This window comes from Paenibacillus forsythiae T98 (genome assembly GCF_000520735.1).
Lineage (GTDB): Bacteria > Bacillota > Bacilli > Paenibacillales > Paenibacillaceae > Paenibacillus_AQ > Paenibacillus_AQ forsythiae.
On the sequence record NZ_ASSC01000540.1, the window covers coordinates 1 to 15768 of the forward strand.

The 15768-nt window shown below is 53.2% G+C and carries 14 protein-coding genes and 1 pseudogene; 5 read left to right on the plus strand and 10 right to left on the minus strand.

What is annotated here, in order from left to right; translation table 11 throughout:
• The 5 genes from recJ to L692_RS0116845 form a co-directional block, all read right to left on the minus strand.
• A partial coding sequence (gene recJ / locus L692_RS0116830) for a single-stranded-DNA-specific exonuclease RecJ (RefSeq protein WP_025701282.1) occupies window positions 1-1710 on the minus strand: 1710 nt, incomplete at its 3' end.
• A gap of 34 nt (window positions 1711-1744) precedes the next feature.
• A complete protein-coding gene (locus L692_RS0116835) occupies window positions 1745-2707 on the minus strand; it encodes a cation diffusion facilitator family transporter (RefSeq protein ID WP_025701283.1) in 963 nt (320 codons plus the stop codon).
• Between the two features lie 113 nt (window positions 2708-2820).
• A complete protein-coding gene (gene secF / locus L692_RS29155) occupies window positions 2821-3717 on the minus strand; it encodes a protein translocase subunit SecF (RefSeq protein ID WP_051503524.1) in 897 nt (298 codons plus the stop codon).
• Window positions 3707-4957, minus strand: coding sequence for a protein translocase subunit SecD (gene secD, locus L692_RS29160; protein ID WP_036724144.1), 1251 nt, complete (start codon window positions 4955-4957; stop codon window positions 3707-3709). Before secD ends, secF begins: the two co-directional genes overlap by 11 nt.
• A gap of 233 nt (window positions 4958-5190) precedes the next feature.
• Window positions 5191-5415, minus strand: coding sequence for a post-transcriptional regulator (locus L692_RS0116845; protein WP_198027776.1), 225 nt, complete (start codon window positions 5413-5415; stop codon window positions 5191-5193).
• A 224-nt stretch (window positions 5416-5639) separates the two neighbouring features.
• Here L692_RS0116845 and spoVB point away from each other — a divergent pair, with 224 nt between their 5' ends.
• Window positions 5640-7244, plus strand: a complete 1605-nt coding sequence (spoVB, locus tag L692_RS0116850) for a stage V sporulation protein B (RefSeq protein WP_025701285.1) — start codon at window positions 5640-5642, stop codon at window positions 7242-7244.
• Here spoVB and L692_RS0116855 read toward each other — a convergent pair whose 3' ends face one another.
• Complete coding sequence (locus L692_RS0116855; protein ID WP_025701286.1) at window positions 7245-8009, minus strand: YetF domain-containing protein; 765 nt, start codon at window positions 8007-8009, stop codon at window positions 7245-7247. It lies immediately after the preceding gene.
• Window positions 8010-8225: 216 nt separating this feature from the next.
• On the opposite strand from L692_RS0116855, the gene L692_RS0116860 reads away from it, so the two are divergent.
• The 4 genes from L692_RS0116860 to L692_RS0116875 all read left to right on the plus strand — a co-directional run bounded on the left by L692_RS0116860 (window position 8226) and on the right by L692_RS0116875 (window position 12263).
• Window positions 8226-8618, plus strand: a complete 393-nt coding sequence (locus L692_RS0116860; RefSeq protein ID WP_025701287.1) for a TIGR04086 family membrane protein — start codon at window positions 8226-8228, stop codon at window positions 8616-8618.
• Window positions 8619-8716: 98 nt separating this feature from the next.
• Complete coding sequence (locus L692_RS0116865) at window positions 8717-9556, plus strand: phosphatase PAP2 family protein (RefSeq protein WP_025701288.1); 840 nt, start codon at window positions 8717-8719, stop codon at window positions 9554-9556.
• Between the two features lie 225 nt (window positions 9557-9781).
• Window positions 9782-10567: an ABC transporter ATP-binding protein gene (locus tag L692_RS0116870; RefSeq protein ID WP_025701289.1), complete on the plus strand. Its 786-nt coding sequence runs from the start codon at window positions 9782-9784 to the stop codon at window positions 10565-10567.
• A 4-nt stretch (window positions 10568-10571) separates the two neighbouring features.
• Window positions 10572-12263, plus strand: a complete 1692-nt coding sequence (locus tag L692_RS0116875; protein WP_025701290.1) for a hypothetical protein — start codon at window positions 10572-10574, stop codon at window positions 12261-12263.
• Window positions 12264-12344: 81 nt separating this feature from the next.
• Here the strand turns inward: L692_RS0116875 and yajC are convergent, their stop codons facing one another.
• The 4 genes and pseudogenes from yajC to L692_RS32890 all read right to left on the minus strand — a co-directional run.
• Window positions 12345-12659: a preprotein translocase subunit YajC gene (gene yajC / locus L692_RS0116880; RefSeq protein ID WP_025701291.1), complete on the minus strand. Its 315-nt coding sequence runs from the start codon at window positions 12657-12659 to the stop codon at window positions 12345-12347.
• A 45-nt stretch (window positions 12660-12704) separates the two neighbouring features.
• On the minus strand, window positions 12705-13841 hold the full coding sequence (gene tgt / locus L692_RS0116885; protein ID WP_025701292.1) for a tRNA guanosine(34) transglycosylase Tgt: 1137 nt from the start codon (window positions 13839-13841) through the stop codon (window positions 12705-12707).
• Between the two features lie 20 nt (window positions 13842-13861).
• Window positions 13862-14890, minus strand: a complete 1029-nt coding sequence (queA, locus tag L692_RS0116890) for a tRNA preQ1(34) S-adenosylmethionine ribosyltransferase-isomerase QueA (protein WP_025701293.1) — start codon at window positions 14888-14890, stop codon at window positions 13862-13864.
• 6 nt (window positions 14891-14896) lie between these two features.
• Window positions 14897-15768: pseudogene (locus L692_RS32890) on the minus strand (SpoIID/LytB domain-containing protein); the annotation flags it as partial.

Consider the following 15768-nt stretch of genomic DNA (forward strand, 5'->3'; position numbering starts at 1 on the left):
CTGCGGCTGGGGAACGGCCAAATCCCTGAGCATGAGCTGTACCTTCCGGGAACCGTTCCATTCGTTGATCGACAGCTCCGCCAGCACGTCAATCCCGGTGCCGGGCGGTAGCAGCTCCGCCAGCTCCCCTTTTCCGAAGGCAACGGCTTCAATCGTTACATCCGCCTGTTCCAGAACAAGCTTAAGATGCCGATTGCCCTGGCCCATGGTGCGCGTCTCCTTCACCACCGCTCCCCGGACAATGAATTTGGGCAGCGGGTTGCTCATGCCGAAAGGTGCCAGCAGTTCAAGCTCCTCGGCGGCCTGAAGCGACAGATCGGCCAGCGCATACTCTCCGTCCGCCTCGGTGACAGGAACCAGATGCTCGTCCGTCAGGACGCCTGAAACGAATTCCTCAAGCGCGGCGGTAAATGCCTCCAGATTGTCCAGGTGAAGGCTCATGCCTGCCGCCGCCGGATGGCCTCCATAGTGATCCATAAGCTCCGCGCAGGACGAAAGCGCCTCATAGATATCAAGGCCCGGAATCGACCTTGCCGAGCCTTTGCAGCAGCCTGTCTCCGGATGAATGTCAAAGATGATAACCGGTCTATAGTACCGTTCCAGAAGCCTGGAAGCCACAATGCCGACGACCCCGACATTCCAGCCTTCCCCGGCCAGAACAATAATGCCCGGAAGCTGTCCATCCCTCATTCTTTCCTCCAGGCGGCTGATCGCCTCCGCAACAATCCGGTCTACAACCATCTGCCGTTCTTTATTCAGCAGATCGAGCTCTCCGGCAAGGCGTTCCGCTTCCCCGGGGTCATCCGTCGTCAGCAGCGACACGGCCCGTCCGGCATGATCAAGACGCCCGCTGGCGTTAATGCGCGGCGCAAGCGCAAAGGCAATATTGACCGCATCCACCTTCTCCACGCTTACGGCGCTCACCTCAAGCAGAGCCCGAACGCCGGGATATTTCGATTTGCGCATGCTGTTAAGACCCCTGCGCACAATGGAGCGGTTCTCGTCAAGGAGTGGCATCAGGTCTGCGACGGTTCCGATGGCCGCAATCTCCGACCACTCTTCGGGAACATGGCCATCCAGAAGGGCCTGAGCCAGCTTGTAGGCCACCCCCACACCGGCCAATCCCTTGAACGGATACGGACAGCCGGGCAGCTTCGGATTAATGAGAGCGCAGGCGTCAGGCAGAACCTCCGGAGGCTCATGATGATCCGTGACAATGACATCCATTCCGAGTTCGTTCGCATAAGCAATCTGGCTGCATGCGCTAATACCCGTATCCACAGTGATAATGAGCGAGACGCCTTGCTGCCGCGCCCAATCGAGCGCATGATTATGCAGACCATAACCCTCATTAGAGCGATGCGGGATATAAATGTCGAAAGAAGCTCCGAGATGGCGCAGCAGATAAATCATTAGCGACGTACTGGAAACTCCGTCGGCGTCATAATCGCCATAAACAAGAATATGCTCCTCATCCCGCAGCGCTTTTTTAATCCGGGGAACAGCCTCCTTCATCCCTTTGAGCAAGAACGGGTCATGCTCTTCTTCCGTTCCGGATTGAATAAATGCCAGAGCTTCCTCCGGCTGGGTCATCCCCCTCGCGGCAAGCAGGGAGGCAACCAATGGAGAAACAGAAAGTCTCCGGGCCAATTCCCTGGACTCAAGGGGATCGGCGGCCGGAGAGTGCCATTTGGTTTTTGAATATAGCAATGCGGTTCACCTTTCTCTCAAGCCGGGTTCCGGTTTATTGCAGCAGTGTCGGCGTTTCGCTGTCCGCCAGCTCGTAGTTCGTTTTGTAAGGATAACCCGGCTCATAAGGCACGATATCCATATGAACCTCGCTAACATGGACAAAACGGTGCTGCAGCAGCTTTTTGGCGCAATCCGCAATTTCACGGGCTTCCACGACGGTAATTCTCGGATTGACGCTGATAGTCACCTGGAGGTTAACGCAGCGCCCTTCTTCAAGCGCCTTCAAATGCTCGACTCGAATGACACCATGCACCTTCTGAACGGTATCGATAAAGCTGACCGAGTCCTCATGCGGAAGCTCCTGGCTCTCCTTGCCGTGAATTGTGCTTAGAATGAGCAAATACCCTTTACGAAGAATGAGACAAGCCGCCAGAAGAGCGGCAATCGAATCCAGATAGACAAGAGGATGCCAGCCCGCATAATCTCCGAACTTGGACAACGCAGCGCCAATCAGCACGGTCAGCGAGGTGTACAGACTGTAACGGTGGCTGTCGGCATAAGCGGCATGGCTGCCGTTTCCGATTTTCTGGGAAGACCGGTATTGATATTGAAAAATAGCTTCCTTCACCAGCAGAGACAGAAAGATCGTCAGCAGGGCAAGCTTGCCCGGAGGGTTCAGGTTGCCGCCCGTCAGAGAGCGAATAGCCGAAAAAGCGATTTGCAAACCGCCCATCAGGATGAGCACTGCAAACACTACGGATAAAACAGGCTCCCGTTTGCTTTTACTGGTCTGAGCAGTCGGTCTTTTCTTATAGCTCCCTTTACCTTCGACGCGCCACGGGAGAACTTCGGCCAGCTTCGCAGCGGCATCCGCACCGGAGTATAGAGCGTCGGCAATCAAAGCCTTACTCCCTGAAAAATAACCCGCGCCTCCTTTGGCCAAAGCCAGCGCAAAATCACCGGCAATTCCGAGCCAGGCTGCACGCTCTTTCTGAGACGAGTACTGTTCATTCATCGGGGTTCCTCCTTGCCGCTTCCAAATATACGCTTGTTGGATATAAGACCTGACATCACTTTCAGGGTTTCAAAAGCCGCGTCGTTAGGAACGCGGCTTCGTCGGATAGCTCATTATGCTTTGGCAGGCTTGCCCTTGGACTTCTGGCCCTTCTTCAGCAGCAGCCAGAGCGGGCTCGCGATAAAGATGGAGGAATACGCTCCGAACAGCAGGCCGATAACCATGGCCAGTGAGAACATTTTAATCGACTCGCCGCCAAGCACAAGCAGGAAGAATGCGGCGATGAATACGGTTAAGGCGGTGTAGAGCGAGCGCATGATCGTTTGGGATACACTCTTGTTCACCAGGTTTTTCAGATCATCGTAGTTCTTTTGCTTGCCGAAACGCAGGTTCTCGCGAATCCGGTCAAAAATTACGATCGTGTCATTGATGGAATAGCCGATAATTGTCAGCACCGCGACAATGAAGGTCAGGTCCACTTCCAGCCGGAAAATGGAGAATACAGCAACGACCATGAACGCGTCATGGACCAGCGCGACGATCGCCGCTATCGCAAAGCGCCATTCAAAACGGATGCTGACATAGACAATAATGCCCAGACAGGAAATCAGAACGGCATAAATCGCGTTGCGGGCAAGCTCCTTCGCCATTTCGGTATCGACGGTGTTGACTTCAAATGACGCCTTGTCGTCAAGCTTCGCAATGGCGCTCTTCAGCTCGGCGTCCTGCTCGCTCGTCAGCTCTTGATCATAGCGGATGGTCACGCGCTGCGTTCCGATTGTAACATTCGGCTCATGATCCGTTCCGATGCCGCCAATCGCGGTGCGGATCTGATCCGCCGTCAAATTCTTGGTGAGGGAAACATCCACATTGGAGCCGGCTTTGAAATCGACGCTGTAATTCAGATTAAATATCGCCAGGAATACAATCCCCAGAATGGTAAGCGCAATGGAGAACATGTAGAAATACTTGCTTAGGTGGACATAATCGAGTTCTTTCTTAAAGCGCACTGATTTCACTCTCCTTTACCCCGAATTGCTTCGGCTTACTCAGCTTGCCGGCCTTAACCAGCATGTTAAGCAGCCAACGGGCGAAATAAAGGTTCGTAAATATGCTGAGCAGGATTTCGACAATCAGCACCAGGGCGAAGCCCTTTACCGAGCCTGTGCCGAAACCGAACATAACGGCCGCAACGATGATCGTTGTGATATTCGAGTCCATAACCGTCCGGAAGGAGGACTTGCTGCCTGCCTTGACGGAAGACATAATGCTCTTGCCGCTCCGCATTTCTTCCCGAATCCGTTCATTTGTAATAATGTTGGCGTCAACCGCCATCCCGATCCCGAGGATGAATGCCGCTATACCCGGAAGCGTCAGGGGAAAGTCGGCAAGCACGAAGACAAGGATCAGCAGCCACGTATGCAGAATCAAGGCAAAGCTGGCGATCAGACCGGGAATACGGTACATGCCGATCATAAAGATCAGAATAAACACCGAGCCAATCAGGCCCGCTCTCACGGTCTGATCCAGGGACTGCTTCCCAAGGGTAGCGCCGACGCTTTGGGAGTATTTCTCCGTCAGCTTCAGCGGCAGAGCCCCGAGATTGATCGTATCGGCCAGCTCGCGGGCACTTTCAATCGTATAATTGCCGGAAATCGACGCCGTTCCATCCGTCAGCACAGCGTTAACAATGGGATCGGAGAGCGGCGTCTCATCCAGGAAAATCGCGAGTTTCTGACCGAGCAGACGCTTCGTGATTTCCGCAAATTTCTGTTTATCTTTAACCTTGATGCTGATTTCGATCTGATTCAGGTTGTCGCGGCCGATAGTCGCGGCGTTCTCGACAAAGTCGCTGCCTACCAGTTCGATCTTGCTGTACGTTCCTTCGGGGTCGCCTGGGGCGGCGCTGCGGAAGGTAAGCACTGCGGGTTCCTTCATCTTCTTACGAACCTCAGCTTCATCGGTAACACCGGCGATTTTCAGACGGATGCGATCCGTTCCTTCGGTGGTCACTTCGGGTTCGCTTGTTCCCAGGACATTGGCCCGTTTCTCCAGGCTTGCGGCGGTCTGCAGCAGAGAAGCCCGGGTCAGCTCCTGGCCTTGCTCGGAAGGCTGGGCTTGGTACAGAATTTCGAAGCCGCCTTTCAGGTCAAGACCCAACCGCACTCTGTCCAGCAGCCCCGGAGTCGACACCGCCATAACGGCCGCCAAGACCAGCACGGTAATGATAAAGCTCAGAAGTCTTTTCATGCTCTTGCTAGTTCCCCTTTCTTAAACTCAATATTCCTATTATAGCGACGCGCCAAATAAGCGTCAATTCAAGCAAACTTTAACAGCAGGCGCCTCAGCCTTCCTCCTGTCGCGAGCAGATTTCCGGATTGCGCTCATTTTTTATCAAAAAAAAGAAACGGCCGGCCCAAGCCGCTGATCAGACCGTGCGGCAAGCCTCCCGCTTCCGAAAGAAGCTATGAAGTTGTCTCCCTTTAAATTAGTCCTTTATAGGCGGAAATGGTCAAGTAATTCATGTAGGTTGTCACTTTCAAAGAATAGATATCATTCACGATCCTATGGAGCTGCGGCTTTCCTTCCTTGGCGTAATTTCGGCTGACACACTCCCAGACATCCTTGGCGGTGACGTATTCATACCCGAGAAGCCGGAATTCCTCCGCCTTGCTGCGGCACATGGCCTCGATATCCTTGTCCAGCATCTCTTGATTATTGTGCTCCGATTCCACGTGTTGGCACCTCCCGCCGTCTTGTGAATCCTCTCCATAAACCTTGCTTGGTGTAGTATTCGACCTTATTTGCCGCTTTCCTTCTTTATGCCCAAAATGTTATGCGGCAACGGCAGTCATGTCCGATCACATACGGCATATCCATGTAGAAGGACAACTTCGGCGATATATTTTACCCCGGGAAGAAGGAATGCCGTTTGAGGAAACCGAAGAGGCAAAGCTTTATCTATGGAACGCTGATCCTGCTCGCAGCGGGTGTGGTCAACCGGATGCTGGGCTTCATACCGCGCATCATCCTGCCGCGTGTAATCGGAGCCGAGGGCGTCGGCTTGTATCAGCTCGGATATCCGTTCTTTTTAGTGCTTGTAACCGTCATTACCGGCGGAATTCCGCTCTCCGTCGCCAAAATGGTGGCGGAAGCAGAAGGCAGGAATCAGCCCGAGCAGTCCCGGCGCATCCTGCATACCGCGCTGGCGCTGAGCATCTCGCTTGGCATCCTGTTCACGGGAGTCGCCCTTGCGGGTGCTTCCTGGGTATCCACCGCCATTCTGACAGACAGCCGCGTATATTACACGTTCATCGCCATGACCCCGATGCTGACCATTGTCGCTGTGTCCGCCGTATACCGGGGTTATTTTCAAGGTCTGCAAAATATGATCCCCTCCGCGCTGTCTTCCGTTCTGGAAACGGTAACGCGCATCATTTTCATGCTGTGGTTCTCTTGGCAGCTGCTCCCCAAGGGGATTGCGTTTGCTGCGGCAGGGGCGATGCTGGGGGTGACCGCAGGTGAAATTTCCGGGATGCTCGTGCTGCTGATCAAGTACCATTTCGGTGAAAAAAAGGACAAACCGCAGCCTGGCCCCGACAACAGCGGTCCGGTTAATCCGGCGGATCAGCCTCCGGGTGACGGAAATGCTGTCCACAGCAGCGGAATATGGAGGCGCCTGCTCGGCATTTCCGTTCCGGTAACCGCCGGAAGACTCGTCGGCTCGTTCTCCTATTTGCTGGAATCGATTATTACCGCCCGAAGCCTTGCCATGGCAGGCATTGCCACTTCGCTGGCAACCGCCCAGTACGGCTCCCTTCAGGGGATGGTTATCCCGCTGCTCTTACTGCCGGGCGCGCTCACCAGCGCACTCGCCGTCTCGCTGGTGCCTTCGCTGTCCGAAGCCTCGGCCCGCGGCGATCTCGAAGCGATCCATAAACGGGTTCATCAGGCGCTGCGCCTAGCCATGGTTACGGGCGCACCGTTCGCCGTGCTGATGTACGTGCTCGCCTCCCCGCTGTGCAGCCTGCTGTACGGCAACGCAGACACAGCGCCGATGCTGAGGATGATGGCGCCGTTCGCCCTGTTTCTGTACGTACAAGCTCCGCTCCAGGCGGTGCTGCAAGCCATGGAACGGCCGGGAACGGCATTATTCAATACGCTGGCCGGAGCGATTGTCAAAATCCTGCTGATCCTGCTGCTGGCATCCAGGCCCGAATACGGGATCAACGGCGCCTTGATCGCCATCATCGTTAACAGTATTCTGGTCACTCTGCTGCACGGATTCAGCGTTGTCAGATTGATCTCTCTCCGTCTCAAGCTGAGCGATCTTGTCAAGACAGGCGCGGGAATGATCATTACGGGCGCCGGCGTAAAGTATGTATACACTCACATTCCGATAGCCGAGGCGCAATGGGCGCGGTTTCTGCTCGCCTCCGCACTCGGCATGGCGCTATATTTCGGTATTTCGCTGCTGACAGGATTATTTTCACGGCGCGATCTTGAACGGCTTCCGCTCATCGGCCGCTGGCTGTAGCTACTTCGGGCGGAGGGGGTCCACATACAGCTTGCCCTTATGGTCAATGGAACAGAGAAATACATCGCGGAAATCGGAGACACCTTGTTGCCGGATCTCATTTCTCAGCCAAAACCGTGTTTTCCCGATCATTTCCAGATTGTCGTCTTGTACCTTGCCGTCCATAATCAGCGGTACCGGCAGCCCTTCATACCGGATTTTGTCTTTGGGAAAATCCTGGCCGAACCCTCTGTCTCCCAAGCAGCCGCTGCTGCCTGAAATGCTGTTACGGGAACTGCTGTTGCCGGAACGGTTGGAGGAAGAGACGCTATCGCTTTTCTCGATCACAGTCAGCTGTCCGGTCGGCTCCAGTATCGCGAATTCGACATCCGCCGGACTGGTAATATTTTGCCCTCTTAGCTGCAGGAGCAGATCATCGATATTATATCTCAGCTTGCGCATTTCCTTGCGCTGGATTTTGCCGTCCGAAATCAGAATACTTGGCTTGCCGTCCATGAACAATCTCAGCTTGCGGCTCTTCAGGCTGAACTGGGCCAGCGCCACCTGAAGCAAAACAAGTGTACCCATCGGAACAATACTGGTATACAATGGACGCTTGATATCATCAATGGCGAACACGGCAATTTCAGCAATCAGAATAGAGATTGTAAGGTCGAACACCGACAGCTTTCCAATCTCCCTTTTACCCATGATGCGCAAGCTCAGGAAGATGAAGAAATACATCAGCAGAGTCATAAAGAAATGTGCGCCGATATGCTGCAACATATTGCTTCGCTCTCCTTTTCCGGGTCCTCCTGGCACCGCCCAAGCGCCGGACGGAACAGTGTAACCCTATTCTGACCGCGCAGCCTATGTAACATTCGGGAAGCCCGCGATCAATTACTGGTAAATCCCCGCAGGGGCTTTCATGTACTATTGGGGCAAGCCGTTTCATAGTATGAAGTAACTGGCTTTGCACTTGGAACAAGAGGAGGTTAATCCATGCATTTGCTACGGAAACTGTTCTCGCTGAAGATCGGGAGCCCCGTCCTGTCCGGCCTGTGCCGCGCTTTTCTGTGGATGCTGCTGGGAGCGTTCATTCTCTCGCTGCTGCTCTGGGGAAGCAGTCTGAGCGAACAGGATCTCTCGCTGTACACCTATGTCGTACATGGACTGGCTGTCGCCCTCGGCGGTTGGACGGCGGGCAAGCGGGCGCTCCGCAAGGGATGGTACCAGGGAAGTCTTACCGGGGCTTTTTACGGAATTATTGTGCTGATCATCGGATTTCTGGCTCTGGACAGCCCGCTCAAACCGGTCGACCTGGTGTGGATTGCGGCTGCGGCATTCATCGGCGCGCTTGGCGGCATGATTGGCGTTAATTTCCAGAAAGCCTGATGATTCTATTCTAAAAAATTAAAACGCCGCTTCCCAAAATGTGATACACTGTCTTCATCCAATTGTTGTTCCCCACATTCAAGGAGGCTTCGAACGCTTTGCTTTATCATTCTATGAATACCATTGCCTGGTTCACCGTAGTAATCGTTTTTGTTCTCATTGGCCTTGTAACCCGCCGAAATCCGTTCAAGCCGGTTGTTTACCTCATCAAAGAGCTATTGCGATCCTATAAATTGGTGCTGCTGATCGCCGCAATGTCCGGAGTGCTGGCTCTTAACAAGTATGAGCTGCAAATCGAGAAGAGTCTGCATCTCACTTCCGATTTTACCGGCTTTGTGTACGGAATCGAAGGGCATTTCGTTCAGGGCGTGCAGCATCTGTTCTATGCGCCGTGGCTGACCCCGATTATCGTGTTCTTCTATGTGTTCATGCTGCAATCCGCGCTGGCCGCTTCAATTGGCGTGTATCTGGCGGACAAGAACCGGCTGATGGTCTATGCAACCTGTTACGCCGTAATCCTGAATTACGCGATTGCCATTCCCTTCTATCTGTATTTCCCGGTGAACGAGGTATGGTCCTATGCTCCGGCGGGCGTCCGGTTCGTCATGCTGGATGTATTTCCGAAATTTGAACAGGAGTACCGGGCATTGTCCGGACTTAACAACTGCTTCCCAAGCCTGCATACCTCCATTTCCCTGACAACAGCGCTGCTGGCGCTAAGATCGGGCAACCGGCGCTGGATGACGGTCACGGCGATCTCGGCCGCAGTTATTATTTTCGGCATTTTCTATCTTGGCATTCACTGGCTTACCGATATGATCGGCGGCACTTTGCTGGCTATTCTCTCCTCCTCGCTCAGCATACAACTGGCCAAGCTTACGCTTCGCGAGAACGAGGCCCGACTGCGGGTTGGAAGCGAAGCTACTCCGATGCGATAGACGGGAATATTGCCCGGCATGGCCGCGATTCAGCATGAACCCTCCCGGGGCTTGTACGATACTTACACATTTATTGAAGAAGTCTCATCTTGAGGCTTCTTCTTTTTTTGAGCATTTATGCATGCTGCGCTTAAGGTAGCCCTACAATCCGGCCGACTTCCATATTGTGGAACAGAGTGAGGCGGGGTACAATAGAGTGAATTTGATAAAAGGATGATGAACCAAATGAACCCACTAGAATCGGTACTGTCCATTTCGGACCTATGGATGGATTATGGCGGCAACTATGTACTCCGCGGAATTGATTTGAAGGCGGGACCCGGACAAATTATCGGTTATATCGGTCCCAACGGAGCGGGCAAAAGCACCACCGTCAAGATTATGCTCGGCCTTGTTCAGGGGTATCGGGGCACCGTGAAGCTGTTTGGCACCAACATCGCGGAAGAAGGAACGAATTACAAGAGGCGGATCGGCTATGTGCCGGAAACCGCAGACCTATATGATGTTCTGACCGCCAGGGAATATTTAATGTTCATGGGTGAATTATACGGCATGGAAGCGGGAGCTGCGGAAAATAAAGCGATGCGCCTCGCCGGGCTGTTCGGGCTGGACAAAGCCTTCGATTCCAGAATCTCCTCTTATTCCAAGGGCATGAAGCAAAAAATCCTGCTGATTTCCAGCCTGCTGCATAATCCTGATCTTCTGTTCCTGGACGAACCGCTTAGCGGACTTGACGCCAATAGCGTGATGATTGTGAAGGAGATTATGGCCCGCCTTGCCGCGCAGGGCAAGACTATTTTTTATTCATCGCATATTATGGATGTCGTTGAAAAAATAAGCAGCCGCATCGTCCTGATTAACGGCGGGCAAATCGTAGCGGATGGCAGCTTTGAAGACCTGCGGACGAAGAGTCAGGAAGGCACGCTAGAACAGATTTTCAATCAACTCACAGGCTTTAGCGACCATGAAGAAATCGCGGATTCGTTCGTGTCCATAGTGAAAGAGGGGTAAGCACGTGAAGGAATTTTTAACGCTGAAATTGTTGGACAGGGCAAAGCCGTTATTTGTAAAAGCAGGCGTTGATTACGATATGCTTCGGCGGATTCTGCAAGTCAAGCTCACGATGGACCAAAGGAGAGCATCCACTGTGTTCGGCAAGTCTTCCGGCAGCAACAAACCGGAGTATATACGCAAAGGCGCCGTATTGAAACAGACGTACACCAAGCCGTCCTCTTCGTTATCCATCAAATCCCTGTGGATGTACGCGCTGATTGGGGCAATCGGCATAACGCCTTTTTTGTTGCTCGGGGACAACTATATGCTTCAGGCGGGAATCGTATTCAGTATTATCCTGTTCCTTCTGACTACCACAATGGTATCCGATTTCTCCTCTGTACTGCTTGATCTGAAAGACAGGCATATCCTGCATACCAAACCTGTGGATGCGCGAACGCTCGCTGCCGCCAAAACCGTACATATCCTCAGCTATATCGTGACGTTAGCCGCATCGCTCACGATTGTTCCGCTGATTGTGTCGCTGTTCCGGCATGGACTGCCGTTCTTTTTACTGTTCCTGTTTGAATTAATCGCTGTCAATATCTTCGTTGTGGTCGCCACCGCCCTCGTATATTTGCTGGTGTTGAAATTTTTTGACGGCGAGAAGCTTAAGGATGTAATCAACTATGTACAAATCGGGCTGTCGGTGGCGCTCACGATCGGCTATCAAATTATGTTTCGTGTAGTGGATATCATTAATATTAACGTAAGCTTTACGGTTGCATGGTGGCATTTTCTGCTGCCCCCGTTCTGGTTCGCCGCCCCTTTCGAGTGGCTGCTCCACGGCAATTCCAGCTTTTCGGTTCTCATCCTGTCCGCCCTGTCTATAATGGTTCCGTTGCTATGCGCGGTCGTCTATCTCCGGTTCGGCAATTCCTTTGAGCGGTACTTGCAAAAAATGGCCGACAGCGGAAAATTTGAAGAACGGAAAAATCGGGGGCTTCATCTGTCCCTTGCCCGTTTGATCTGCCGTACTCGCGATGAAGCCGTCTTTTATGGTTTTGCGGCGCGAATGATGTCCAGGGAAAGAGAATTCAAGCTTAAAGTATACCCCGTGCTTGGACTCGCCGTGATCTTCCCTTATATTTTCATCCTGAACTCTCTTTCCGATTCGTCCTGGGCCGACCTTTCCCGGAGCTCGCTGTATCTGTTCATTTATTTTACGGCTATGCTCATGCCTTCCGCTGTTGGACTGCTGCGCTATTCGGGCAACTATAAAGGTTCTTATATTTACGGCACCCTTCCCTTGAAGGACATGAGCGCCATTCATAAAGGCGCATTGAAAGCTGCGATCACCAAGCTGTTTCTGCCGCTGTTTCTGCTTAACGGCATTATCTTTATTCTTATCTTCGGCCCCCGGATTTTGCCCGATCTGATTGCCGTAATGCTGGTAATCACCTTGTATACAGCAATCATCTATCGAATGAACGGCGGAGGGCTTCCTTTTTCCGAATCCTTCGGGAACTTGCGGCAGACCGGGATGGGCAAGACGCTGCCCGCTATTTTCATTTTGGCTGTCTTTGCCGGTATGCACTATGCAGCCAGTCTGTTCCCCTTCGGTGTTTATGTCTACGCGGCCGTTCTGCTTCTGCTGAATTTCTTTTACTGGCATAATGGCTTTTTCCTCAGCAGAACCATCCCTGAAAGCTAAGGAGAATCGGCTGAAAATAAAAGCGGCATGCTTCCCTTTTATGGAAAGCATGCCGCTAGGTTAAAGAGGTATCCGATCGTCTTACTTTGAATCCGCTTCCGTTGTAACAGAATGGCTGATCGATCCCCGGTCAAAGGTCAGCTTCGTCACATCATTCACCCGGAGAACCACAACATCGTCGGAAATCTCCAGGATCGTACCGTGCAGTCCGCCGATCGTAACCACCTTATCGCCTTTTTTCAAGGCTCTGAGCATGGTATTACGCGTCTTGGTCTTCTTCTGCTGAGGACGGATCAACAGGAAGTAAAACACGACAAACATAAGGATAAACGGCCCAACAAGCGTCCAAATGTCTGCAGTGTTGCCTCCCGTTGCCGCAGCGTATTGAAACAACATATATTTCACCCCCCTTTCCAATCGTCATAAAGCATAATTCAGCACTTAAAAACCTCTTGAATTATCATTTAAACCGTATTGCGCGAAAAACTCATCGCGAAAATCCAGCAGCCGGTCTTCCATGATGGCTTTACGCACCTTACGCATCAGATCCAACAGGAAGTACAAATTATGGTAGGTTGTCAACCGAAGTCCGAAGGTCTCGTCGCTCTTGATCAAATGACGCAAATAAGCACGCGAATAATTGCGGCAGGTATAACAACCGCATTCCGGATCAAGCGGCCCAAAATCACGGGCATACTGCGCATTTCGGACAACGAGTCTTCCCTGGCTGGTCATCGTCGTGCCATTGCGGGCAATACGGGTCGGCAGCACGCAATCGAACATGTCCACACCCCGGATTGCGCCTTCCAGGAGCGCATCAGGAGAACCGACGCCCATCAGGTAGCGCGGCTTGTTCTGCGGCAGCAACGGAACGGTATAATCCAGCACCTCATACATAAGCTGCTTGGACTCTCCGACACTGAGTCCTCCAATAGCATACCCCGGGAAATCCATGGAAGTCAACTCGGCAGCGCTCTGCCTGCGGAGATCTTCGAACATGCCTCCCTGCACAATGGCGAACAGGCCTTGATCGTGAGGACGGGCATGGCTCTTCAGGCATCGCTCCGCCCAGCGGGTTGTCCGTTCCAGCGATTTCTTCACATAATCATATTCAGCCGGGTAAGGCGGGCATTCGTCAAAAGCCATCATGATGTCGGAACCAAGCGCATTCTGCACCTCCATCGCCACCTCCGGCGACAGAAACTTCTTGTCCCCGTTCAGATGGGAACGGAAATGCACGCCCTCCTCCGTAATTTTGCGCATCTCGCTTAGCGAGAATACCTGAAAACCGCCGCTGTCCGTAAGGATCGGGCGGTCCCAATTCATAAATTTGTGCAAGCCTCCGGCTTCACGGACGATATCATGTCCCGGACGAAGAAACAGATGGTAGGTGTTGCTCAGAATAATCTGGGCGTCCATGTCCTTCAGTTCTTCGGGACTCATCATCTTGACCGTTGCCTGGGTGCCAACCGGCATAAAAGTCGGCGTTTCAATAACCCCGTGGGGAGTGTGAACCCTTCCCAGCCGGGCTCCGGATTGCTTGCAGGTCTTGATGTGCTCGTAAGTAATTGCTGCCATATGCTTAACCATCCTCATACTTAGTAAATGAACATTGCGTCGCCGAAACTGAAGAAACGGTAGTTCTGCTCAACAGCCTCTTGATAGGCTGCAAGAATATGCTCCCTGCCCGCCAGGGCGCTGACCAGCATAACCAGCGTCGATTTCGGCAGATGAAAATTCGTAATCAGGGCGTCCACCAGCTTGAACTCATAGCCCGGATAAATAAAAATATCCGTCCAGCCGCTGCATGCCTCAAGCGGACCAGCGCCGAACATGCCGCCAACGGTCTCCAGTGTACGGCAAGAGGTCGTCCCGACGGCCACAATCCGGCTTCCCTTCGCCCTGGCTTCATTTAATATATCCGCCGTCTCCTGGGGTAGAATAAAATGCTCCGCATGCATGACATGCTCTTCCACCGTTTCGACAGACATTGGCCGAAAGGTGCCCAGTCCGACATGAAGGGTAATATAGGCTAACCGCACCCCTTTATCCTGAATGCGCTTCAGCAGGTCCTCTGTAAAATGCAGACCGGCCGTCGGGGCCGCTGCCGACCCTTCGTGGCGGGCGTACACGGTTTGATACCGTTCCCGGTCGTCGAGCTTCTCCTTAATGTACGGCGGAAGCGGCATTGTACCGAGTCTGTCCAAAATCTCCTGAAATATCCCTTCGTACATGAACCGCAGCGTTCGCCCGCCCATGTCGCTTTCTTCCTCGATAACGGCCCGAAGCTCCTCACCAAAAGATATAACGGCACCGGTCTTAAGCTTTTTCCCTGGCTTCACCAGCGCTTCCCACCGGTCTTCGCCAAGGCTCTTGAGCAGGAGCACCTCGGCCTTGGCCCCGGTGTCTGCTTTGATGCCGAAGAGCCGTGCCGGAATCACTCTTGTATCATTGAGTACAAGCGTGTCCCCGGGCTGCAGTTCGTCGATCATATCGGTAAAATGCCGATGTTCCGTTCTGCCGCTTCGCTTGTCCAACGTAAGCAGCCTGGATGCGCTGCGGTCGGGAAGCGGAGTCTGGGCAATCAATTCCTCCGGCAAATGGAAATCATACAAATCCACATTCATTGCTTGTCATTCCTTAACTATAGTGACATTCTGAAAATAGTGTTGCAAAATCTTCTGGTAATCATACTCTTGGTCTGCCATTCCCTTTACTCCCCACTGAGACATGCCGAGTCCATGGCCGTAACCCCAGCCAATGAAGAGAAAGCCCGGGCTGGCGTCAATCACCCTCGCCTGGCTATCCCCGTTCATAACAACGGTTCCGCTGCCGCCTCCCGTTACCATCCCTGAGGCTGACAGCACTCCCCCCTGCTGTGAGGAGCTTACCGATGCGGTCTTGCCGTCGGCGCCTAGTACAGTATAACTGCCCGATGGCACAATATCAAACAAAGTGCTGGGCAGCCCGCCCAATGCGGAACGGTACAAATCCGGATACTTCACACTCAGGGCATTGCCGTTGGCCTTGACCAGAACCGCCCGGCCCGACGGACCGCGTTCAGCCACCTGAAGGCTGATAATGGATGACGGAAGAGTAACGCCCGTCTTCCCTTGCAGACTCTTTAGAAGCTCGGCGGATGTAAAAGGTCCTTTAATCCAGCTGTAGCTTCCCGACTCCAGAACCTTGTCCAGCACAACCGCATATTCTCCCGGATTCAGCTTTCCAACAGGACTTACACTGTTGTCAATCACAGGAAGAGCCCGTACATTGACGTCTCTCGTCGTCGCCGTCAGCAAATCCAGGCCGGCGGCGGTCTTATCTCCCGTCAATTTTACATTGTCCTCCCGGACATAGCCGCCTGCGCCGCCGGGCAGCTGCACATAATACCATTTCTTCGCGGCGGCCACTGCGGAGCTGTCGCCGGAGCTGTCCACGCTGGCAAATACATTCCCTCCGCTATTCCATACCTCTGACGGGTCGGCTGTCACACCGCCGCTATTGG

Bases quoted from the DNA above. Each gene is read 5' to 3' on its own strand.
- L692_RS0116835 (WP_025701283.1), bottom strand. From the start codon at position 2,707: ATGAATGAACAGTACTCGTCTCAGAAAGAGCGTGCAGCCTGGCTCGGA.
- secD (WP_036724144.1), bottom strand. From the start codon at position 4,957: ATGAAAAGACTTCTGAGCTTTATCATTACCGTGCTGGTCTTGGCGGCC.
- L692_RS0116845 (WP_198027776.1), bottom strand. From the start codon at position 5,415: ATGCTGGACAAGGATATCGAGGCCATGTGCCGCAGCAAGGCGGAGGAA.
- L692_RS0116855 (WP_025701286.1), bottom strand. From the start codon at position 8,009: ATGTTGCAGCATATCGGCGCACATTTCTTTATGACTCTGCTGATGTAT.
- L692_RS0116860 (WP_025701287.1), top strand. From the start codon at position 8,226: ATGCATTTGCTACGGAAACTGTTCTCGCTGAAGATCGGGAGCCCCGTC.
- L692_RS0116870 (WP_025701289.1), top strand. From the start codon at position 9,782: ATGAACCCACTAGAATCGGTACTGTCCATTTCGGACCTATGGATGGAT.
- yajC (WP_025701291.1), bottom strand. From the start codon at position 12,659: ATGTTGTTTCAATACGCTGCGGCAACGGGAGGCAACACTGCAGACATT.
- tgt (WP_025701292.1), bottom strand. From the start codon at position 13,841: ATGGCAGCAATTACTTACGAGCACATCAAGACCTGCAAGCAATCCGGA.
- queA (WP_025701293.1), bottom strand. From the start codon at position 14,890: ATGAATGTGGATTTGTATGATTTCCATTTGCCGGAGGAATTGATTGCC.